The 20752-nt window shown below is 71.3% G+C and carries 17 protein-coding genes and 2 pseudogenes; 10 read left to right on the top strand and 9 right to left on the bottom strand.

Annotated elements, in window-relative coordinates; all coding sequences use genetic code 11:
* The first annotated feature begins 21 nt into the window (after window positions 1-21).
* The 6 genes from KVT44_RS13700 to KVT44_RS13675 all read left to right on the top strand — a co-directional run bounded on the left by KVT44_RS13700 (window position 22) and on the right by KVT44_RS13675 (window position 5594).
* Entirely contained in the window at window positions 22-537 is a 516-nt protein-coding gene (locus KVT44_RS13700; RefSeq protein ID WP_308313995.1) for a flavin reductase, read from the top strand.
* A complete protein-coding gene (locus KVT44_RS13695; RefSeq protein WP_217567267.1) occupies window positions 534-1730 on the top strand; it encodes an amidase in 1197 nt (398 codons plus the stop codon). Before KVT44_RS13700 ends, KVT44_RS13695 begins: the two co-directional genes overlap by 4 nt.
* On the top strand, window positions 1727-2830 hold the full coding sequence (locus KVT44_RS13690; RefSeq protein ID WP_217567266.1) for a mandelate racemase/muconate lactonizing enzyme family protein: 1104 nt from the start codon (window positions 1727-1729) through the stop codon (window positions 2828-2830). Before KVT44_RS13695 ends, KVT44_RS13690 begins: the two co-directional genes overlap by 4 nt.
* Before the next feature lie 29 nt (window positions 2831-2859).
* Complete coding sequence (gene catA / locus KVT44_RS13685; RefSeq protein WP_217567265.1) at window positions 2860-3714, top strand: catechol 1,2-dioxygenase; 855 nt, start codon at window positions 2860-2862, stop codon at window positions 3712-3714.
* A gap of 45 nt (window positions 3715-3759) precedes the next feature.
* Entirely contained in the window at window positions 3760-4038 is a 279-nt protein-coding gene (gene catC, locus KVT44_RS13680; RefSeq protein ID WP_217567264.1) for a muconolactone Delta-isomerase, read from the top strand.
* A gap of 485 nt (window positions 4039-4523) precedes the next feature.
* Window positions 4524-5594, top strand: coding sequence for an MBL fold metallo-hydrolase (locus KVT44_RS13675; RefSeq protein WP_217567263.1), 1071 nt, complete (start codon window positions 4524-4526; stop codon window positions 5592-5594).
* Window positions 5595-5814: 220 nt separating this feature from the next.
* Here KVT44_RS13675 and KVT44_RS58030 read toward each other — a convergent pair whose 3' ends face one another.
* Together KVT44_RS58030 and KVT44_RS58025 are read right to left on the bottom strand one after the other, a co-directional pair.
* Entirely contained in the window at window positions 5815-5997 is a 183-nt protein-coding gene (locus KVT44_RS58030; protein WP_254649382.1) for an alpha-L-rhamnosidase C-terminal domain-containing protein, read from the bottom strand.
* A gap of 155 nt (window positions 5998-6152) precedes the next feature.
* Window positions 6153-6536 (bottom strand): annotated as a pseudogene (locus KVT44_RS58025) (alpha-L-rhamnosidase); the annotation flags it as partial.
* Between the two features lie 213 nt (window positions 6537-6749).
* Here KVT44_RS58025 and KVT44_RS13665 point away from each other — a divergent pair.
* Window positions 6750-7929: pseudogene (locus tag KVT44_RS13665) on the top strand (homogentisate 1,2-dioxygenase).
* Between the two features lie 285 nt (window positions 7930-8214).
* Here KVT44_RS13665 and KVT44_RS13660 read toward each other — a convergent pair.
* The 5 genes from KVT44_RS13660 to KVT44_RS13640 all read right to left on the bottom strand — a co-directional run bounded on the left by KVT44_RS13660 (window position 8215) and on the right by KVT44_RS13640 (window position 15634).
* Window positions 8215-9441, bottom strand: a complete 1227-nt coding sequence (locus tag KVT44_RS13660) for an NAD(P)/FAD-dependent oxidoreductase (protein WP_217567262.1) — start codon at window positions 9439-9441, stop codon at window positions 8215-8217.
* A 616-nt stretch (window positions 9442-10057) separates the two neighbouring features.
* A complete protein-coding gene (locus KVT44_RS13655; RefSeq protein WP_217567261.1) occupies window positions 10058-11536 on the bottom strand; it encodes a carotenoid oxygenase family protein in 1479 nt (492 codons plus the stop codon).
* Between the two features lie 96 nt (window positions 11537-11632).
* Window positions 11633-13900: a LuxR C-terminal-related transcriptional regulator gene (locus KVT44_RS13650; protein WP_254649360.1), complete on the bottom strand. Its 2268-nt coding sequence runs from the start codon at window positions 13898-13900 to the stop codon at window positions 11633-11635.
* Between the two features lie 262 nt (window positions 13901-14162).
* A complete protein-coding gene (locus KVT44_RS13645) occupies window positions 14163-14582 on the bottom strand; it encodes a VOC family protein (RefSeq protein ID WP_217567259.1) in 420 nt (139 codons plus the stop codon).
* Window positions 14579-15634, bottom strand: coding sequence for an aldo/keto reductase (locus KVT44_RS13640; protein WP_217567258.1), 1056 nt, complete (start codon window positions 15632-15634; stop codon window positions 14579-14581). The genes KVT44_RS13645 and KVT44_RS13640 overlap by 4 nt, the downstream gene beginning before the upstream one ends.
* A gap of 69 nt (window positions 15635-15703) precedes the next feature.
* Here KVT44_RS13640 and KVT44_RS13635 point away from each other — a divergent pair, with 69 nt between their 5' ends.
* The gene (locus KVT44_RS13635; RefSeq protein ID WP_217567257.1) at window positions 15704-16627 is read left to right on the top strand and encodes a LysR family transcriptional regulator; all 924 of its coding nucleotides are present in this window, start codon (window positions 15704-15706) and stop codon (window positions 16625-16627) included.
* Window positions 16628-16881: 254 nt separating this feature from the next.
* Here the strand turns inward: KVT44_RS13635 and KVT44_RS13630 are convergent, their stop codons facing one another.
* Window positions 16882-17451, bottom strand: a complete 570-nt coding sequence (locus KVT44_RS13630; protein WP_217567256.1) for a MarR family winged helix-turn-helix transcriptional regulator — start codon at window positions 17449-17451, stop codon at window positions 16882-16884.
* A gap of 83 nt (window positions 17452-17534) precedes the next feature.
* Window positions 17535-18278 (bottom strand): glucose 1-dehydrogenase, encoded by a 744-nt coding sequence (locus KVT44_RS13625; RefSeq protein WP_254649359.1) that lies wholly within the window; start codon window positions 18276-18278, stop codon window positions 17535-17537.
* A gap of 121 nt (window positions 18279-18399) precedes the next feature.
* On the opposite strand from KVT44_RS13625, the gene KVT44_RS13620 reads away from it, so the two are divergent.
* Both KVT44_RS13620 and KVT44_RS13615 read left to right on the top strand, forming a co-directional pair.
* Window positions 18400-19023, top strand: coding sequence for a hypothetical protein (locus KVT44_RS13620; protein ID WP_217567254.1), 624 nt, complete (start codon window positions 18400-18402; stop codon window positions 19021-19023).
* Between the two features lie 80 nt (window positions 19024-19103).
* Window positions 19104-20714, top strand: a complete 1611-nt coding sequence (locus KVT44_RS13615; RefSeq protein ID WP_308313994.1) for an FAD-binding oxidoreductase — start codon at window positions 19104-19106, stop codon at window positions 20712-20714.
* Window positions 20715-20752 lie beyond the last annotated feature (38 nt).

Raw genomic sequence — 20752 nt, 5'->3', positions numbered from 1 at the left:
AACGAGAGGAGGGGTGAAGCCGTGCCCCCCAGCCGGACCGACTTCCGCGAGGCGATGGCCCACCTCCCGGCAGCCGTGAACATCCTGACCACGGACGGCCCGAACGGCCGGTGCGGCATCACCCTCAGCGCCGTCTGCTCGGTGACCGACGACCCGCCGACCGTCCTGGTGTGCGTGAACCGCGGCAGCGCCATGCACGACGTCTTCCGTGCGAACGGACGCGTGGGTCTCAACGTCCTCGGCGGAGAGCAGCAGGAACTCGCCCTGCACTTCGCGGGAGCCACCGAGGTGGCCATGGCCGAACGCTTCACCTGGGACGTCTGGGACCGCACCCAAGATGTCCCGGTCCTCAAGGACGCCCCGGTCACGGCGATCGGCACCATCAAACACACCGTCCCCATGGGCTCCCACAGCGTGCTGTTCGTCGACATCGAACAGATTCGCACCCGCTCCGGAGGCCAGAGCCTCGTCTACTTCAACCGGACGTTCCACCGCCTCGACGCCCCGCCCCTGGTGGCGGAAGGCGCGCAGTCGTGACGGCCGGCCGCGGGGCAGCGGTGGACGACGCGCTGCGCCGCCTGGAGAAGACGGAGCCGGACATCCGCGCGTGGGTCCGGGTGGACGCCGACGGAGCACGTGCGGCTGCCGAGTGGGCACCGGACGGACCGCTCAGGGGCGTGCCGTTCGGGGTCAAGGACATCATCGACGTCGCCGGACTGCCCACCGAGTGCGGCTCCCCGCTGCGCCGCGGAAGGACAGCCGAGCACGACGCCTGGCTGGTGGACCGGCTGCGCGGGGCGGGCGCCGTGCCCCTCGGCAAGACGGTGACGACCGAGTTCGCGTACTTCCAGCCCGGCCCCACCCGCAACCCGCACGATGTGGCCCACACGCCGGGCGGCTCGTCCAGCGGCTCGGCCGCCGCCGTCGCGGCCGGCGTGGTGCCCCTCGCGCTGGGCTCACAGACCGCGGGCTCACTGACCCGGCCCGCCTCCTTCTGCGGCGTCGCCGGATATGTCGCAGCGGTCGGCGCCTGGCCGACGACCGGAATCACCGGCCTCAGCCCGACCCTGGACGCACCAGGACTGCTCACCGAACGGGTGGACGAGCTGGCCGCGGCCGTGGCAGCCGTCGACGGCACGCGATCCGAGACCCCGGACACGGTACGGGTGCTGGTGTGGCCCGGCACGGAGCTGGCCGACGTCGATCCGGCGATGCTCGACGCGTTGCGGAGCACCGTCCGGGCCCTGGCCGCCGACGGCGCGGAAACGGACGAACTCGCGGGACGGGTCCGTACGCCGGAACTCGCCGAGACGCACGCCACGGTCATGGCGTACGAGGCCGCCCGCTCCCTCGCAGCCGAGGCGGAACATCCCGAATCCCTGAGCCTGCACCTGAACGACCTCCTGGCGCGCGGGCGCGACACCGCGCCGGACGAGTACCGGGCAGCGCTCGCCGTCAGGCTCGAAGCCCGCACCCGGATCCTCGAACTGCTCGACCGCGCTGACGTGATCCTGGGCCCGGCGGCCCCCGGCCCCGCCCCGCTCGGCCTGGACGCCACCGGCAGCCCGGTCCTGAGCCGGCCCTGGCAGCTGCTTGGCCTCCCCGTCGTGACCATCCCCGGTCACCGGGACCCGTACGGCATGCCGCTGGGCCTGCAACTGGTCGGCCACCCCGTGCGCGTGGGCCGCCTGCTCGGCATCGCCCGGCGCGTCGAGGAGACCATCCGATGAAGATCACCGCGATCGAGACCGTCCCGTACGCGATCCCGTACACCAAGCCGCTGAGGTTCGCCAGTGGCGAGGTGTCCACCGCCGAACACGTCCTGGTCCGGGTGCACACCGACGAGGGACTGACCGGCGTGGCCGATGCCCCGCCCCGCCCTTTCACGTACGGCGAGACACAGGCGTCCGTGATCGGCGTGATCGAGAAGATCTTCGCGCCGCAGCTGGTGGGCGCGGACGTGTTCGCCCGTGAGCGGATCCACGCCCTGCTGCATCGCACGGTGGGCAACCCGGCGGCCAAGTCGGCCCTGGACATGGCTCTTTGGGACCTCACGGGCCAGGCCCTGGACCGGCCCGTCACCCAACTGCTGGGCGGCTGGACCGACCGGATGCGGGGCAGTCACATGCTCGGCTTCGACACGCCTGGGCGGGTGGCCGACGAGGCGGTGCGGATCCGGGACACCTACGGCATCACGGTCTTCAAGGTGAAGGTGGGCCGTCGCCCCGCCCGCCTCGACCTCGACGTCTGCCGGGCGCTGAGGGAAACCCTCGGCGACGAGACCGAGTTGTACGTCGACGGCAACCGTGGATGGACCGCCTCGGAAGCGGCGGCCGCACTGCGCGAACTGGACGCGCTCGGCATGACCCTCGCCGAGGGGCTGTGTCCGGCCGACGACGTCCTCGGCCGGCGATGGCCCGTCGGCCAGAGCCGCATTCCCTTCGTCGCGGACGAGTCCGCCACCACACCGGCCGAAGTGACCCGCTCCCTGCTCGACGGCGCCGCCACCGCAATCAGCGTCAAGACGGCCCGCACCGGCTTCACCGACTCCCAGCGCGTGCTGTTCCAGTGCGAGGGGATGGGGGCCGAGGTGGTGATGGGCAACCAGATCGACAGTCAGCTGGGCACGGTGTGCACCGTCGCTTTCGGCGCCGCCCACGCCGCGTCGTCCCGCCGGGCCGGCGAACTCTCCAACTTCCTCGACATGAGCGACGACCTGCTCACCGAACCACCCGTGATCACCGACGGGACACTCACCGTCCGTGACCGACCCGGGCTGGGCGTCGCGATCGACGACGCCAAGCTCGCCCGCTACCGCCAGGACCACTGACACCCCCGCTTCCCAAGGAGCCTCACACCATGTCCGACACCATCCTCAAGGCCACGGCCGCCGGATCCGGGGCCTCGGCCACGGAACGCTTCCTCAACGACAAGACCGGTGAGTCCGGGCCGCGTTCCGACGCCGCACGGGTCAACACCCTGGTCACCGAGGTGATCACCGCCGTCCACGATGTCATCCGCCGCCACCAGGTGACGTACGAGGAGTACAACGCCCTGAAGCCCTGGCTGATCTCCGTCGGCCAGGACGGCGAGTGGCCGCTCTTCCTCGACGTGTGGATCGAACACGTCGTCGAGGAGGTCGCCTCCGCGGCCCGCGAGGGCAGCAAGGGCACCATCGAGGGCCCGTACTACGTACCCGGCGCCCCCACGCTGCCCAGCGTCAGCACCCTGCCGATGCGGGACGCCGAGGCCGGTACCCGGCTCCTCTTCCAGGGGCAGGTCACCGGCGTCGACGGCAAGCCGCTGGCCGGTGCCCTGCTGGAGATGTGGCAGGCCGACGACGACGGGCTGTACGCACAGTTCGCGCCCGGCATCCCGGAGTGGAACCTGCGGGGCGGCGTCGTCACCGACGACGAGGGCCGGTTCGCGGTTACCACCATTCAGCCGGCCCCCTACCAGATTCCCACCGACGGCTCCTGCGGCCGGCTCATCGCCGCGGCCGGCTGGCACGCCTGGCGTCCCGCCCACCTGCACCTGAAGGTTTCGGCGCCCGGACACGAACCGCTCACCACGCAGCTCTACTTCAAGGACGGTGCCCACATCCAGGACGACGTGGCCTCCGCGGTGAAACCCGAACTCGTCCTCGACCCGCGGCCGAACGGCACGGGCGTCAAGGAGTCCACGTACGACTTCGTCCTCGACCCCAGCTCCTGACCGCCGTACGCCATCGCCCCACACGACCGTCGCCAGGAGGACGCCGTGCTTTTCGCCGTCCGGATGACCGTGAACCTGCCGCCCGACCTGGATGCCGGCCTCAGGGACGCAACCCTCACCGCCGAGAAGGAGTACGCGCAGAAGCTCCAGGAGTCCGGTGAGTGGCTGCACCTGTGGCGCTGCGCCGGCCAGTACGCGAATCTCAGCATCTTCGACGTCACCGGCAACGACCGGCTCAACGACATCCTGTGGGGCCTGCCACTCTTCCCCTATATGGACGTCACCGTGACGCCGCTGGCCCGGCATCCTTCCGCCATCAACTGACGCCGGTCTCGAATGCCTGCCCCAACGGGCCGGCTGTCTGGGCTCGTTGGAGCAGGTACGAGGAGATGGGAATCTCCTCGACAGCGGGTCGGAGACAACCGTGTTCCGGCTCTGGTCAAGGTGTTCCTCAAGGTGGGTACCCATCGCCGGAGCGGGAGTCCTCGCCGCGGCAGCGGCCGTGACGACGGTGACCGTCGCCCCGGCACGAAGGGCATCGCCGCGGCGTTGAGTCCTCGTCCTCCCAGGAGCCGACCATCAGCCCGGTCTCTGTCGTTCCTGACGCGCGGGCAGGCGGGGAAGGAGACGGGCAGCGCGGGCGATATAGTTGCTAGGGGCAATGAAGTGGGCTGTGGGCTGCTGCCCGCGCTGGACGCCCGTCACGGGATTGGACGCCCGCGATCTGCCACGAAGGCGTGGCGGCCCAACCGTCGCCCTGCTGCTCTTTCATGGGTCCGGCACGGCAATGACCCGGTGAAGGAGTACGCATGCAGGTGACTGGAGTCGAACAGAGGAACGCCTGGCGGGCTCGCACTCAGCCGCCGGTGGAGGAGGTACGGGCGGGCGTGTGGTCGGTGCCGGTGCCCATTCCGGACAGTCCGCTGCGCTACACCCTGTGTTACCTGCTGACAGGTGACACGGGGTTGCTGGTGGTCGATCCCGGTTGGGAGTCGGACGAGGGGTGGGACGCGCTGGTCAAGGGCATGAAGGAGGCGGGTGCCGGGCCGGAGGACGTGACCGGGATTCTGGCAACCCATGTGCATCCCGATCACCACGGGCTGAGTGCCCGGCTGCGGGAGGCGTCGGATGCCTGGGTGGGCATGCACCCCGCCGAACGGGACTCACTCCCCGCCCGCGTCTGGCAGTCCGCCGGCGCGTCCGAGGGCGACCGGGTCTGGCTTTCGAAGGCGGGCGTTCCGGCGGATGTGGCCGCCGAGTTGGCGATGAGCCGGGAGGGGATCGCCCGGTTCTTCGGTATGCCGGAACCGGACCTGTTGCTGGAGGGCGGGGACGCGGTCCCGCTGCCCGGCCGGCGGTTGACGACGGTGTGGACGCCGGGCCACACGCCCGGCCATGTGTGCCTGTACGACGCCGACGAGGACATACTGCTCACCGGGGACCATGTGCTGCCGCGGATCAGCCCGAACATCGGGCTGGCCTCGTCGAGCCCGGCCTCGCCCCTGGCCGACTATCTGAGGTCCCTCGAACAGACGGCGCGTTACGACTCCGCCGAGGCCCTGCCGGCTCACGAGTACCGTTTCCGCGGCCTGGCCTCCCGTACCGCCGCGTTGCATGGACACCACGAGGAGCGCTGCACGGAGATCGTGGACGCGCTGGCCGAACTCGGCACCGCCACCGCCTGGCAGCTGACGGAACGCCTGACCTGGTCGCGCGGCTGGGACGCACTGCAGGGCAGACTGCGCCGCTTCGCGCTGGACGAGACACTGGCGCACCTGGTGTTGCTGGTGGACCGCGGTCGGCTGACCCGGCAGCAGGCGTCGGCGGACGGCCCCGTGCTGTACGGCCCCGGGGCCGAGAGCCTGTCGGGTGGTCGCTGACCGGGTGTCCGGCCGGGGCCTGGCGGGCACGCTCGCCGCGTTGCCGAAACGCCCCGGTAGCTCCGCTGCTCGGAAGCGCTTGCTCCGCATGCCCGTACGCATGACGGAAACGGAGAATTCTCAACTGGCAACGGGTGAAGCCGTGGATCTCCCGGGCTCCCGGGGCCTCGTCCAGCAGGCGCCGCGCCCTGGTGCTGTCGTGCCGCCCGGGCGGCCCCCGCTACCGCGTGAACTCATGCCTCCCCGGCGGCACTTCGACGTTCGTGCCGTCCGGCAGCCGGACCTCGGCACTGGTGCCGGCGGGGACGGTGACGCCGAGGTGGAAGGTGCCGTCCTGGGAGAGGTGCCAGGCAGCGGCGATCCGCCCGTAGGGACAGTGGTGTTCGGCTGCGGCGCGGCGCAGTCCGCCGCCGGGCCTGGGCTCGACGAGGAAGCCGGGTGCCGGGCTCGAGCGGGCGGATGCCGGCGGTGTGCGTATGCAGGAAGGAGATCACGGCACCCTTGCTTGTAGTGGTTCAGGGAGCCCTGCGGGGGGCCGTCCTCGGTGATGCCCTCCCAGCACTCCCAGATCGTGGTCGCGCTCCGGTCGAGCATGCCGAGCCAGGACGGTGGGGTGCGTTGGAGCAGCAGCGCGTAGGCGAGGTCCAGGTGGCCGTGGTCGGCGAGGACCGGCAGCAGGTCGGGGGTGGCCAGAAACCCCGTACCGAGGTGGGTGTCCGCCTTGACGACCAGTGCGGCAAGCCGGTCGGCCACCCGCCCGCGCAGTTCCTCCGGTACGAGTCCGAAGGCCAGGCCGCGTACGTAGCCGGCCTGCGTATCGGGGATGAGTGTGCCGTCCGGGGCGAGGCAGACGGCACGCCACGCGCGCAGGGCGCCGGCCGCGATCTCCGCGTAACGGGTGGCGTGCTCCCGCTTGTCGAGCAGTCGCGCGAGGCGCGCCAGGAGGTCAGCCGAGCGGTGCAGGTAGGCGGTGGCGAACGCTGATTGTCGACTCGCTGGCCGCCACCGACAAGCAGGCGATCACCCTCACCGGCGATCACTACCTCCAGAACGAGGGAGCCCGGGACGAACTCACCGACCTGATCGTGTCGTGGGTGAGCGAACACTCCTGACCGAAGAACAGACTGAGGCACCCCGCGACCGTGGAGGATCACGATGCCGTTCTACCGTTCCGTGGGCGAAATCCCGCGCAAGCGCCACACCCAGTTCCGTAGGCCCGACGGAGGGCTCTACCGCGAGGAACTGATGGGGACCGAGGGTTTCTCCTCCGACTCCGCGCTGCTGTACCACATGTACGCGCCGACCGATCTGGTCGCCGTCGAATCCTGGGACCTGGCTGACGAGCGCATGGCCAACCATCCGTTGCTGCCCCGGCTGGCGCAGACCCACAAGCTGGACGTGGGGAGGGGACGCGGTCACCGGCCGCCGCCTGCTCGCGGCCAACCAGGACGTGCGGGTCGGCTACGTCGCCGCCGACCGGCCCAGCCCGCTCTACCGTAACGCCATCGGCGACGAGTTGTACTACGTAGAATCCGGCAGTGCGCGGGTCGAAACCACCTTCGGGGTGCTCGACGTCGGCGAAGGCGACTATGTGGTCATGCCGACGTCGACCACCCACCGCTGGGTGCCCGTCGGTGAGGAGCCGGTGCGACTGCTGATCGCGGAGTCCACCGGCACCATCCGCGCGCCGAAACGCTACGTCTCCGAGCGTGGCCAGTTCCTGGAGAACTCCCCCTACTGTGAAAGGGACCTGCGGTCCCCCGTGGAGCCGCACGTGGTCGAGGGCGGTCACGTCGACGTCCTGGTCCGTCACCGGGCCGGCGGCACCCGCTACACCTACGCCCACCACCCTTTCGACGTGGTCGGCTGGGACGGTTGCCTCTACCCGTACGTCTTCAGCATCCACGACTTCGAGCCGGTCATCGGCCGCATTCACCAGCCGCCGCCGACCTTCCAGACGTTCGAGGGCCCCCATTTCACGGTCTGTTCGTTCGTACCGCACAAGACCGAATACCATCCCGACGCCGTCATCGTTCCCTACGCGCACGCCAACGTCGACTCGGACGAGCTGATGTTCTACCCCAGGATGAGGGCGGTCGGGAACCCGGGGGAATCCGGTATCGGACTGGGATCGGTCACCTTGCACCCGGCCGGGTTCGTCCACAGTCCGTTCCCCGGTGAACTGGAAACAGCGGTCGACATCTACAACAAGGGGCTCATCGAGATCAAGAACGCGAACGCCGTCATGATCGACACCTTCCGGCCGCCCGAACTCGGTGAGGGCGCGCTCGCCACCGAGGACGCCACGTACTACCTGAACTGGCGCAACTCCTGACCTGCCGGATGCGCCGTTCGTCAAGCCGGCCGGGTCCGTCCGGTGCGCGGCTGCCCGGGCCACCCATGACTCCGGGGCCTGATGACCACGCGGTCATCAGGCCCCGGAGTCATGGGCTCAGATCCTGTCGGGCGCCCGACAGGAGCTGAGCCCATGACCGGCGAGACCGTACGTCCAGCCCGTGGCAGGAACCGAACACGCCGACCAGGACCGGTGGCGTCGCGCCATCGTCCGCGGCGGACGGCCCTTCCCCGCGACACCGCTCCGATCGCACGGATGTCCACGTCATGACGTGCTTCCGCCGGTGGGAGCGGCGGCCGGGGCGCTGCCGGGCCAGTCGGCTGCCTCGGCGACCAGAGTGCGGTAAGCGCGGACCGCCCGGGGCAGGTTGACGCCGACCACACCGCACACCTGGGCGTCCTTGCGGTAGAGGGCGATCAGTCTGCGGTCGGCCGGGCTGCCCTCGACGATCCGTACCTCGTCAGCGCCGCGGGTGGTGCCATGGATCTGGATCTTCAGGTCGTACTGGTCGGACCAGACGTAGGGGACGGGGGCGAAAGGGCGGGCGGCCTCCGGTCCGGCGAGGATGTTGCGGGCCACGGCCAGGCCCTGCTCGGCGGCGTTGGTCCGGTGCTCGACGCGGGTCGGCCGGCCGGTGCGCGGGTGCGGCCAGCAGGCGATGTCGCCGGCCGCCCACACCCCCGACCCGGCGTACAGGGTCTGGTCGCACTCGACGCCGTTGCCCACCGGGACGCCGCTGCCCGCGAGCCAGGCGGTGTTCGGCCGGGCGCCGATGCCCACCAGTACCGCGTCCGCGTCCAGGACCCGTCCGTCCGCCAGCCGTACCCCGCTCGCCCGGCCGCCGCCGGACACGACCCCCTCGACCAGGACGCCGGGCTCGATGCGCACCCCGTGTTCGCGGTGCACCCGCCCGAGCATCGTCCCGAGCCGGTGGCCGAGCGTGTCGGCCAGCGGTACCGCGGCATTGCTGACCATGGTGACCTCGGCACCCAGTTCCCGGGCGACGGCCGCCGCCTCGGCTCCGACGAACTCAGACCCGACGACCACCAGCCGGGGCTTGGCGCGCAGCACCTCCCGGAAGGCCAGGGCGTCCTCCAGCGTGCGCAGCACATGCACCCCGGCCACCCCCTCGGTCCCGGGCAGCCGGCGGGCGGCGACCCCGGTCGCCGCCACCAGCGTGTCGTAGCCGACCCGGGTGCCGTCGGAGAGCGCGACCTCCCTGTTGCGGGTGTCCAGCGCCATGGTCCGTACACCCAGCCGCAGATCAAGGCCGAGCGCCTCGACGGCCTCGGGCGCGCGCAGCAGCAGACGCCCGGCGTCCCAGTGGCCGGACAGCAACTGCTTGGACAACGGCGGTCGGTCGTACGGCAGGTGTTCCTCCTCGCCGATCAGGGTCACTCGCCCGGTGAACCCCTCCCGCCGCAACCCCTCCGCCACGCTCAACCCGGCCGCCGAGGCGCCCACCACCACAACTCGGGCAGGCGCGTTCATGCCCGTACTCCGACCGTCCCGCACATGGCGTGATCCTCCTCGCGGGTCATACGTCGTAGCCGGCGAAGCCTCGGCCATTCCTGCGGCCGAGGCGCCCGGCGGTGATCACGCGGCACGGCATCGCCGGGGGTGCGTACAGCGGCTCCTGGCCCGAGCCCATCCCGACGCGCTGACGAACCGGACCGGGTGCCGCGTGCGGTACAGCCGCGCGGCGGTGCCAGGGGACACGAACGCTCCCCGCGTCCGTCTGCCGCGCCCGTGAACGGCGGGCGGTTGCGACAAGAGGCATAGTAGGAGGCCCTAGTAAACGGGGGGAGTGGGGATCGTAAAATGTGGCACTCGGCGCCCTGCGGGAGCTGGTGCCGCTGGGCTTGAGGAGCGGGGGCCGGTTCCTCGGGGAACCGGGTGCTCCAGTGGGAGTCCGTGTCCTGGGCCGGTCGTTCGCACGGCGCAGCCGCGCAGATCGCCGGCGCGGCGGTCGCTGAAGGCGTAGCGCGCCGTCCCCGGAAGTCATCGGGCGCCCGGCCCTGCGGCGGTGCCCCGGTTCGGGCGTCGGGACGAACCCCGGAGGTCCGGCCGCCCGGGGAGGCGCCGGGTCGCCGGACCTCCGGCGCCCTCACCCCTCCAGCAGGTGCTCGGGCACCCAGCAGCCGTGGAAGGCGAAGTGCACGCGGAACGGCAGCTTCGCGGTGGCGACGGGGCCGTCCTCGAGCCTCTCGGTGTCCAGGACGAGCAGTTCGTTGAGCATGGTGTCCCAGCGGTTGGCGAGCATCAGCAGATAGCCGTCGCCCTCGGGGGCTCCGTCGTACCGGGGCATGAAGACGGCCTCCTGGGCGGAAGAGGTGGGTCCGAGGACGTGAGTGGAGATGACCTGGGACTTCTCGAAGTCGTACCGGATGACCGTGTTGAGGCCCAACGGGCCGTGCAGGACATCGGGGTGGGTCTGGCCGGCGCCGCGGGCGAGGACGAAGCCGACGCGGTTGGCGCCGGTCTCGAAACGGTCGTCTATGACCGGGAACTCGGTGTACTCGGGGAGGAGGATCTCCTCGCCGAAGGTGCCTTCCGCGTAGTCGAGGGTCCAGCGTCGTACCAGGGTGGCGGAGGCGAGGGGGTCGAAGTCGTTGCCCAGGGTGTCGGGGTAGGGGTAGGGATTGTGAAAGCCCTCGGCGATGCTGCCGTCGATGGTGATCGTCGTACCGTCGTTGTGGGCGTTGAAGAAGTGGAACGCGAACCGGGGCGGCGCGCTGACATAGCGGATGTCCTTCGCGGTGCCGTAGCGCGGCATGATCGCGAACTGGGTGCCCTTGGTGGGGTCCCACTGCCAGTGCTTGCCGCCGGCCCTGATCCGGTCCAGTTCGGCGACGGCGGGCATGAAGGGGAAGACCACATAGTCGTCGGTCACCAGGAAATCGTGCATGAAGCCGCAGTACGGTCCTTCGAACCAGGCCTCATGGATGATCTTCCCGTGCGCGTCGGCGACGTAGTAGGCGACGTTCCGGGTGGCCAGGCCCCTGGCCTCGTAGCCGAAGAAGAACTGCTCGCCGGTCCTGGGGTCGGTCCGGGGGTGGGCACTGAAGGTCTCGCTGGTGACGGCGCCGCCGAAGTCGTAGGGGCCGATCGTCTCCAGCGTCGCCGGGTCCATCTCGACCGGCAGCGAGTCCTCCTTCAGCGCCAGCAGCTTGCCCGCGTGGAAGTACGCGGTGGTGTTCGCCGTCCCGGCCGACTTGCCGCGGACCGAGAAATCGTCGGTGTAGGGGCTGCGGTAGGCGCCGAACAGGGAGCGGCGGGCGGCGCGTTCCAGCTTCAGCTTCTCGGTGAGGACGTAGCGGCTGCGGTAGTCGACGTGGCCGTCGGCGAAGGTGAACATGCGCATGAGGCCGTCGCCGTTGAAGACGACGTCGTCGCCGAGCCGGTTGGGCAGTTGGGGGTCGGGGCCGAGCTGGTAGAGGCGGCCGTTGAGCGCGGCGGGGATCTCGCCCTCCACCTCCAGTTCGAAGACATCGGCCTCGATGCGGGACGGGCTGAGCCAGCCGCCGTACACCGGTACGTCCGGGAACCGGCTGGGCGGCGGCGGAAACGCGGATGCGTTCGACATTGAACCCTCCTCGGGCAGGGCGCGCGGCCGGCACCCTTCGCGCGTCGATCCTTCAGGGGAACGGTCTGGGACACGCGGGGTGAACTACCTGATGCGCTACCTGTTCGCCGCTGCCGTCACCCAGGCGGCGACCTGGGCACGGGAGGTGAACCCGAGCTTGGTGAAGATCCGCTGGACGTGGCCGTCGACCGTGCGGGGCGAGACGACCAGGGTGGCGGCGGCCTCACGGTTGCTCATGCCCTGGGCGATCAGCCGGGCGACCTCCTGCTCGCGCCGTGACAGGTCCTGCGGTGCCGAGACGGGGGCGGGGGCGGGGGTGGAAGCGGGGGCGACACGGGGGGTGGCGGGGGCTTCGCGGCCGACGGCGAGAGCCCTGTCGATGGCTTCGGCGGCGGAGCATCGTGAGCCTTCGTCCCTCAGCACGTGGAAGCGGCTCTCTCCGAGCCGTTGCGCCGCGCTGCTGCCGCAGTCCTGACTGAAGAGGGCCGGGCGGACCCCGAACGCCTCGATGGAGCTGCCGAGTTCGCTCCATACCGACTGTGCCGCGCCGAGCAGCCCGGCGGCGGTGTCGTACTGCTCGTCCGCCGCGGCGATCCACGCCAGCAAATCGATGCACAGGGACGCCCCCATGTGGTTGCCGAAGTCCCGGTGCACCGCCAGCGCCTCCCGTGCCCGCCGGGCGGCCGGCCGCAGCAGGCCGCGGCGCCATTCGTCGAAGGCCAGGGCGTACAGAGCGAACGAGCGGGCCCACTGTTCGCGGTACTCCTCGCTGGTGCGCAGGATCCGCTCGCAGACTTCGGCGCTGCGGTCGCTGTCCCCGATGTCGGCCAGTGCCACGGCGAGCTGGAAGAGGGTTTCCAGGAGGCCGGTGGTGTCGTCGGCGTCGGCGTGTCCGGTCGCCGCCTCCTCGTACCGGGAGACCGACGCCTCCAGGTCTCCCCGGAGCATGAGGATGGTGCCGGAGACCTGCGCGATGTAGGCGTCGACATTGCCGTCCTCCAGCCCGGCGGCTGCTTCACGGCATTCCTCGATCCGGCGCTCGGCGGTGGCCCGGTCACCCTGGATCACAGCCATCGAAGCGGCGAGCCACAGCGCGTTCGCCCGTGCCGCCGAGGTTTCCGTCGTCCGGGCCAGGGCGTGTTCCAGCCGGCGGCGGCCCTGGCCGAGCGGACCGCCCACGGTCCAGTGGAATCTCAGGGCCGACGCCAGGCGCAGCTCGGCCTCCGCGTCCCCGGGGCCGGTCGTGGGGCATTCCAGCGCGCTCGTCAGGTTGCCGTGCTCGGTGCGCAGCAGGGTCAGTGCCGCGAGCTGTCGTGGGCCGCACCAGTCCTTCAGTGTCCGCTCGGCCAGGCGCAGGTAGAAGTCACGGTGCCGGCGCCGGATCGGGTGTTCCTCGCCGGCTTCGCCCAGGCGCTCCGCGCCGTACTGCCGGATGGTGTCCAGCATCCGGTAGCGCATGCCGGCGCCGTCCCGGGCCGGGGGTTCGGCGGTGATGACCGACTGGGCCACCAGATGGTGCAGCAGGTCGGCCACGGACGCGGCCCGCAGGCTGTCGTCCGCGCAGACGGATTCGGCCGCTTCCAGGTCGAATCCGTCCGTGAAGACCGATGCCCTGGCCCACAGACGGCGCTCTTGGGGTGAGCACAGGTCGTGGCTCCAGTCGACGAGCGCGCGCAGGGTGCGCTGTCGGGGCGGCGCCGCCGCCCTGCCGTTCGTCAGCGTCGCGAACCGGTCCTCCACCCGGTCCGCGACCTGCTCCACCGACAGGGAGCGCAGCCGGGCCGCCGCCAGTTCCACGGCCAGCGGAATGCCTTCCAGGCGGGCGCACAGCCGGGCCACCGCCGCGTGGTTGTCCGCGGTCACGCGGAAGTCGGGCCGGACCGCGGTGGCGCGTTCCGCCAGGAGCGCCACCGTCTCGTACAGGAGCAGGGCCTCCGGTGACGGCGGCCGGCCGGGGCCGGGAAGCGACAGGGGCGGGACGGTGACCACCTGCTCGCCTTCGGCGCCCAGGACGCGGCGGCTGGTGGCGATGATCCGCACGCCGGGGGCGTGCCGCAGCACGTGCTCGGCCAGGGCCGCGCCGGCGTGTGGCACATGTTCGCAGTTGCCCAGCACCATCAGCAGCCGCCGGGTCCTCAGGTGTTCGCTCAGCTGCTCCAGGGGCGGCCGGGCGCAGTGCTGCCGTATGCCCAGCGTGGTGACGACCGCCTCGGCCAGCAGGTCACCGTCCTGGACTGCCGTGCAGTCGACGAACCAGACACCGTCGGCGAACGCCCTGCGCGCCACGGCCGCCACCTCCAGGGCGAGGCGGGTCTTGCCGACCCCGCCGATACCGGTGAGCGTGACCAGGCGTGAGGCCGTCATCCGCTGCCTGACCTCGGATATCTCCCGTCTTCTGCCGACAAGGCCGCTGATGGGCGAAGGGAGGTTTCCCGTTGGCCCGGCGCTGGTGGACGTCCGCATGGCACCTCCGTCGTCGCAGGTCCGCGATGCCGTTGTACGTCGGCCGGGGGGTGACGGGCAAGCCCGGTCGCCCCCCGGCCGACGGGATGCGCTCAGCCGTGCGTGTGCGTCTGTGGGCGTGTGCGTGGGCGTGCGCGAGAACGGGCTCGGTGCCCGGGAGCGCTCATGACGGTTCCGTGGGCGGTGCGGGGGTGGCCGCGGGATGCGCGAAGAATTCGAGGGCGATGTTGTCGGGGTCACGGAAGGACAGGGCCGAGCCGTACGGCTCGTGGGTCACACCGCTGTGGGCGATGCCCAGTCCGTCCAGCCGCTCGGACCAGGCGTCGAGTGCGGCCGGGCTGGCGCAGGCGAAGGCGAGGTGATCCAGGCCGGGCCGGAATTCGCTGAACGCCTCGGTGGTGGGCCGGTCGGGGAACGCGTGGAGGGCCACGCCGGGCCGGGCCCAGGCGGCGAAGCGGAAGCCGCCGGTCTCGTCCACGATCAGGGGCGGGGCGTCGAACAGCCGCTCGTACCAGGCCACGCTGCGGTCGAGGTCGCTGACCGTCAGCACGACATGTCCGACGGCCGGGAACAGGCCGCTCATGAGGCGTCGTCCAGCAGCGGGAAACCGCCCTCGGGGACCCGGCTGCGCTGCCCCGCGCCGAGGGGCCCGTACGGGTAGTCGGCGGTCTCCGGTTCGCCGGCCGCCTCCAGCCGCTCGGTCTCGTCCGCGTCGAGTACGAGACCGGCGGCGGCGAGGTTGTCGTCGAGCTGGGCCAGGGTGCGGGCGCCGAGGATGACGGAGGTCACACCGGGGCGTCCGGCCACCCAGGCCAGTGCGATGCGAGCCGGGGAGATGTCGCGCTTCGTGGCGATCTCCGTCACGGCGTCGACAACGGCCCAGGTCCGCTCCTGGGCGGTACGGGCCCGGTGGACGCCGGCCGCGAAGGGGTCGCCCGACCCGGCGCGAGTGCCCTCGGGTGCTTCGGTGTCCCGCCGGTACTTGCCCGTGAGCAGGCCGCCGGCCGGCGGCGACCAGGGCAGCAGGCCGAGGCCGTTGTAGGCGGCGGCCGGGGCGATCTCCCACTCCAGCTCGCGGGCGAGGAGGTTGTACTGCGGCTGGAGGGTGACCGGGCGGGTGAGCCCGGCGGCCTCGGCGGTGGAGACGATCTTCTGGAGCTGCCAGCCGGTGACGTTGGACAGGCCCCAGTAGCGGATCTTCCCGGCGCGTACGGCGTCGTCCATGAAGGCCAGGGTCTCCTCCACGGGCGTCAGCGGGTCCCAGGCATGGGTCTGGTACAGGTCGACGCTGTCGGCACCGAGCCGCCGCAGGGAGGCGGTCAGCGCGCGGTCGAGGTGGCGGCGGGACAGGCCGACGTCGTTGACGTCCCCGCCGGTCGGGAAACGGCCCTTGGTGGCGAGCACGATCCGGTCGGTGAGGTCGTCGGGGCGGTCGGCGAGCCAGCGGCCGATGATCGCCTCCGAGGCCCCGCCGGAGTAGACGTCGGCGGTGTCGACGAGATTGCCGCCCGCCTCCGCGTACCGGTCGAGCTGGCAGAAGGCCCCTGCCTCGTCGGTTTCCGTGCCGAAGGTCATCGTGCCGAGCGCGAGAGTGGACACGGCTGTCCCGCTGCGGCCGAGCATGGTGTATCGCATGCCCCAGCTGACCAGTGCGGGCCCCGGACCCGGAAATACCTCACAGGTACCGCCCTATACCCTGGCGGTATGAATGATCTGGAGGTGCGGGAACTCCGCTACTTCACGGCCGTCGCCGAAGAGCTGAACTTCACCCGCGCCGCCGAGCGCCTGGGCATCGCGCAGCCGCCGCTGTCCCGGGCCATCGCCGCCCTGGAGCGCAAGCTCGGTGTATCGCTGCTGGTGCGCACCACCCGGCAGGTGGAACTCACCTCCGCCGGGCGGGTGCTGCTGGCCCAGGCCCGCCCGGCGCTGGAGGCCATGGCGGCGGCGGCCCACCGCACCGTACGGGCCGGGCGGAGCGGCGGTCCGCGCCTGTGCGTGGCCGTCAAGCCCGGCTCGCACGCCGGAATGCTGAGCCCGATCATCGCGGCGTACGAACACGACGGCCGATGGCCACCCGTGGAGGTGCTGATCTCCCGGTGGGGCGACCAGGAGGCGATGGTGCGCGACGGCCGCGCGGACGTCACCCTGCTGCGCGAGCTCATGGACAGCACGGGTCTGGACAGCGAGCTCCTGCTCACCGAGCCCCGCCACGCCGTTCTGCCGCGGGGGCACCGCCTCGCCGGCCGCAGCCGTCTGATGCGCTCCGAACTCGACGGCGAGACCGTCCCCGTCTGGCAGGGGGCCGACGCCGCCCACGCCGCGTATTTCGCCGCCCTCGACCATCTGCCCGTGCCCGGGCCGCTGCCGCCCGCCGGGCCCGAGATCACCGACGTCACCCAGCTCCTGGAGGTCGTCGCCTTCGGGATGGGGGTCGCTTTCCTGCCCGCCTCCGCCGCCGAACTCTTCCCGCACGACGGCGTCGTCCACATCCCGGTGGCCGATATCAGCCCCAGCCGCCTTGTGGTGACCTGGCCCCGGGCCAGCCGCTCCCGGGCCGTCGCCGCCTTCGTACGCGCCGCCACGGAGGTCGCCGAGTCGGCCCCGCTCGCTCTGGTCGCGCTGGCCTGAAGCCCCTCTCGGGCCAGGACCGCCAGAAGGGCCCAGAGTCTGTCGGGTGGCCTCTGACCAGGCGCCCGGGGCGTGGCACGCACGCTGTCCGCGTTGCCGAAATGCCCCGGTGGCTCCGGTACGAGGACATCCCGGCGTCCTGCGATCGCACGTACCAGCCTCCGTCCACCTTCCGATCGAAGCCAACCCGGCAGGCTCTCGGGGCGGGCTCAGGACGAGCCTTTCCGTTGTGCGGCGCGGGCCGGGGCGGGGGCTCAGGGTTCGCCGGTGTCGCCGTTCACCACCCGGGTCGCGTCGGTGATCGCGCCGACCTCGTGCCCGCGGATCTTCCGCAGCAGACGTATCAAGGTGCCGCGCTCGCGTGCGGTGAGCGCGCGGGCCCATTCCGCCTCGCGGGCGTTGTTGCGGGCGAAGAGCTCACCGACCACGTCGTGTCCGTACGCGGTGAGCTGGACGGTGACGGACCGGCCGTCGTTGTCCGACCGGCTGCGCTGGATGAGGCCCTTGCGTTCGAGGGTGTTGAGCACGGTCGAAACGCTGGCCTGCGAGACGCTGGTCAGCCGGGCGAGCTGAAGCGGGGTCAGCTCGCCGACCGTCTTGACCGCGAACAGGGCGCGGAAGCCGGCCCAGGTGAGGCCGGCCGGCCGCTGGACGCTGACCTCGAAGTCCTGCTGAAGCCGTTCCGCTGCTCGTACCAGGCCGAAGATCATGAGCATGGCGTCGATGTCCGCGTCCGGCGCGAAGGACCGTACGGCCTCGGCGGCCTGGGTGTCGGCCTCGGCCGGATCGCCGGGGATCGGGGGCTGGGTGCGGCTCGGCTGCATAGGGGTGATTCTGTCCTCGACATGGGGGGGAATTGCTGAGAGGTCTCAGCATATGACGTCAGCGGGCGGGCCGTGCGCGCCGGTTACGACGCGGTGGCGCCGGCGTCCACGGGCATGGCCGTCCCGGTGATGAACGACGCCGCGTCCGAGCAGAGCCAGACCACTGCGGCGGCGACCTCCTCCGGTTCCGCGAACCGCTTGAGCGCCTGGGGTGCGACGACCTGTGCCTGGAGTTCGGGCGGCAGGGAGGCGGTCATGGCGGTGTGCACGGCGGCGGGACAGACCGCGTTGACCCGGATGTTCCGCTCCGCGCACTCGATGGCGGCGGTCTTGGTCAGGCCGACCACGGCATGTTTGCTCGCGGAGTAGGCGGCACCCTGCGGGAGGCCGGTCAGCCCGGCGAGCGAGGCGGTGTTGACGATCGCGCCGCCGCCCGCCGCCGCCATCGGCGGGATCTGGGCGCGCAGGCCGTGCCAGACGCCTTTCAGGTTGACGGCGAGACAGCGGTCGAAGGCCGCCTCGTCGGTGTGGGTGATGCTGCCCTGCGCGCCGATCCCCGCGTTGTTGTGGGCGAAGTCCAGCCGGCCGTACGCCTCCACCACGGCCCGCGCGAGCGCGGTGCAGTCGTCGGCGTCGGTGACGTCGCAGGCGGCGAACAGTGCCCGGCCGCCGGCCTTCTCCACCAGTCGTACGGTTTCCAGTCCGTCGGCGCGACGGATGTCCAGGTCGGCGACGACGACAGCGGCACCGGCGCGCCCGAAGGCGACGGCCGAGGCCCGTCCGATGCCGCCCGCCGCGCCGGTGACCAGCCCGGCCTTGCCTTTCATCCTGATCTCCATACAGCTGAGACTAACTCGATGTCTTAGTAATTCCCAGCCGCTCGATACCTAGACCTCTAACTAATCTGTTGTTACGGTGAGGCCGCTTCAGAGCGAGAGGAACCCACTCATGAGCGTTGCCCCGGCCGTCGTGCCGCGACTGGACGTCCTCAACGTCCCTCGCGAGGCGGAGCGTCAGCTCGGCCTCGTGACCGATCCCCGGCGGCGGGCGATCCTGATCAACTTCCGCCGCCACGCGATGCTGGAGGTCTCCGGCCGCTGGCCGGAGATCCTGGACCCCGGGCTGACCGTGGCCCACCCCGTCTACCGCATCGCCGAAGGTGACCGCACCACCGTCTTTGACGGCCGTGATGCCGTCGCGGGTTTCTACCGCACCATCACCGATGCCGGGCTGAATCTGCTCGGCCCGCTGACCGAGCGGATCGCGGTCGCGGACTGGGGGCTGGCCATCGAGTCCCTGCTCGGCCAGATCGTCCCCGGCGCGCTGATGGAGCCCGTCATGGGCGAGGATGTCGGCGACCTGGACGCCCACTATCTGGTCACGCACAAGGTGGCCAATATCTGGCCGTACGACGACGACGGCAGACTGCTCGGCGAGCACGTCTACATCGACCGCGCCTCGCGCGAGATCCATCGCATGGACCCGGCCGATGTCATCACCCCGAAGCGGGCGGCCGAGCTGCTGGCGCCGCTGCTCAACGCCCCTATTGACGTGGGTGTAACCCCGGCGTAGCTTCCAGGAATCAATTAGACCTCTCAGTATTTTCCGCACCCTGCGGGCCTGCTTCGGCCCGCACACCCGGGAGGCCCGACGTGCCTTTCCAGCCACCCTCACAGACCGCCGCCCGCCCGCTGTCCCAGGCCGCCGCCGACGCCTTCGCCGCAGCCCTCGGAGCGGACGCGGTCCTTACCTCCCCTGACAGCGTCGACGAGTTCCGGGACCCCTTCTCCCACCCGGCCTGGACGGACCACGCCGCGTCCGCGGTCGTCATGCCCGCCACCGCCGAGGAGGTCCAGGCGGTCGTCCGCATCGCCGGCGAGCACCGGATCGCGCTGTGGACGTTCTCCCAGGGCCGCAACAACGCCTACGGCGGCCCCGCCCCCCGCGTCCCCGGATCGGTGCAGGTCAGCCTGCGCCGCATGAACCGCGTCCTCGAAGTGAACGAGGAACTGGCCTACGCGGTGGTGGAGCCCGGAGTGCGCTTCTTCGACCTGTACGACCACCTGCGCGCCCAGGGCCACAGGGTCTGGTCCTCCGCCCCCGACCTCGGCTGGGGCAGCGTCATCGGCAACGCCCTCGACCACGGCGTCGGCTACACCGTCGACGGCGACCACGCCGCCCGGCTGTGCGGACTGGAAGTCGTCCTTCCCGACGGCAGCCTGCTGCGCACCGGCATGGGCGCCATGTCCGGCAACCGCTCCTGGCACGCCTACCCCCGCGGTTTCGGCCCCACCGCCGACGGCCTGTTCAAGCAGTCCGGCCTCGGCATCGTGACCAGGGCCGGGATCTGGCTGATGCCCGAGCCGGAGTGCTATCTGTCCGGCGGCGTCCAAGTGCCGCGCAAGGAGGATCTCCCCGCCCTCGTCGACGCGATCCGCCCGCTGCTGCTGGACCGTACGATCCAGAACCAGCCCGCCATCGGCCACCCTCTCTTCGTGGCCGCCGTCATGGACGGCTCACCCACCCGCGCCGAGGTGTACGACGGCCCCGGCCCCGTCCCGGAAGAGGCGGTCCTCCGCCTCGCCCGCCACATGGACATCGGCCGTTGGAACACGCGCTTCGCGCTCTACGGCACCGAGGGCATCGTCGACGCCCGCTTCGCCCGGGTGCGGCAGGCCCTGTCGGTCATCCCCGGCGCCCGCGTCGTAGGAGAGAAGTTCGCCGGGCACGCGGTGCACGACACCGCCCGCGACCAGAACGCCCAGGTCCAGGCGGGCATCCCCAGCCTGGACCTGATGCGGGCGCTGTCCTGGTACAGCGGCGAGGGCGGAGGCCACCTGGACTTCTCCACCGTCTCACCGCTGCGGGGCGCGGACGTCGTGCGGGCGCACGCCCTGCTGGACGACAGGCTGGCTGGCAGCGGCCTGGACTACGACCCGGCGATGATCCTCGGCCAGCGGCACATCATCAACGTCGCCCAGCTCTACTTCGACCCCGCCGACGAGAAGCAGACCGGCGACGCCTACCGGCTCTACCCCGAGCTCGTCCGCACCCTGGCCGGGGCCGGTTACGGCGTCTACCGCACACACGTCGACTTCATGGACGTCGTCGCCGACCAGTACGGCTGGGGCGATCACGCGCTGCGCCGCTTCAACGAGCGGCTCAAGGACGCGCTCGACCCGCACGGCGTCTTGGCCCCCGGCAAGCAGGGCGTCTGGCCCGCCGGGCTGCGGCATCTGCGCGATGTATCGCCGAGCCGCTGAGCACCGCACCTTCGACTCCCTCCCTCCCTCCTCCTCCC

The organism is Streptomyces sp. GbtcB7 (assembly GCF_019091445.1).
Classification (GTDB): Bacteria; Actinomycetota; Actinomycetes; order Streptomycetales; family Streptomycetaceae; genus Streptomyces; species Streptomyces mirabilis.
The sequence above is the reverse complement of the archived record's forward strand: the minus strand, read 5'-3'. Positions and strand labels throughout refer to the sequence as shown.

Excerpts from the sequence above, each read along its gene's own strand:
- KVT44_RS13690 (WP_217567266.1), top strand. The coding sequence starts at position 1,727 with ATGAAGATCACCGCGATCGAGACCGTCCCGTACGCGATCCCGTACACC.
- catA (WP_217567265.1), top strand. The coding sequence starts at position 2,860 with ATGTCCGACACCATCCTCAAGGCCACGGCCGCCGGATCCGGGGCCTCG.
- KVT44_RS13675 (WP_217567263.1), top strand. The coding sequence starts at position 4,524 with ATGCAGGTGACTGGAGTCGAACAGAGGAACGCCTGGCGGGCTCGCACT.
- KVT44_RS13660 (WP_217567262.1), bottom strand. The coding sequence starts at position 9,441 with ATGAACGCGCCTGCCCGAGTTGTGGTGGTGGGCGCCTCGGCGGCCGGG.
- KVT44_RS13655 (WP_217567261.1), bottom strand. The coding sequence starts at position 11,536 with ATGTCGAACGCATCCGCGTTTCCGCCGCCGCCCAGCCGGTTCCCGGAC.
- KVT44_RS13650 (WP_254649360.1), bottom strand. The coding sequence starts at position 13,900 with ATGACGGCCTCACGCCTGGTCACGCTCACCGGTATCGGCGGGGTCGGC.
- KVT44_RS13645 (WP_217567259.1), bottom strand. The coding sequence starts at position 14,582 with ATGAGCGGCCTGTTCCCGGCCGTCGGACATGTCGTGCTGACGGTCAGC.
- KVT44_RS13640 (WP_217567258.1), bottom strand. The coding sequence starts at position 15,634 with ATGCGATACACCATGCTCGGCCGCAGCGGGACAGCCGTGTCCACTCTC.
- KVT44_RS13635 (WP_217567257.1), top strand. The coding sequence starts at position 15,704 with ATGAATGATCTGGAGGTGCGGGAACTCCGCTACTTCACGGCCGTCGCC.
- KVT44_RS13630 (WP_217567256.1), bottom strand. The coding sequence starts at position 17,451 with ATGCAGCCGAGCCGCACCCAGCCCCCGATCCCCGGCGATCCGGCCGAG.
- KVT44_RS13625 (WP_254649359.1), bottom strand. The coding sequence starts at position 18,278 with ATGAAAGGCAAGGCCGGGCTGGTCACCGGCGCGGCGGGCGGCATCGGA.
- KVT44_RS13620 (WP_217567254.1), top strand. The coding sequence starts at position 18,400 with ATGAGCGTTGCCCCGGCCGTCGTGCCGCGACTGGACGTCCTCAACGTC.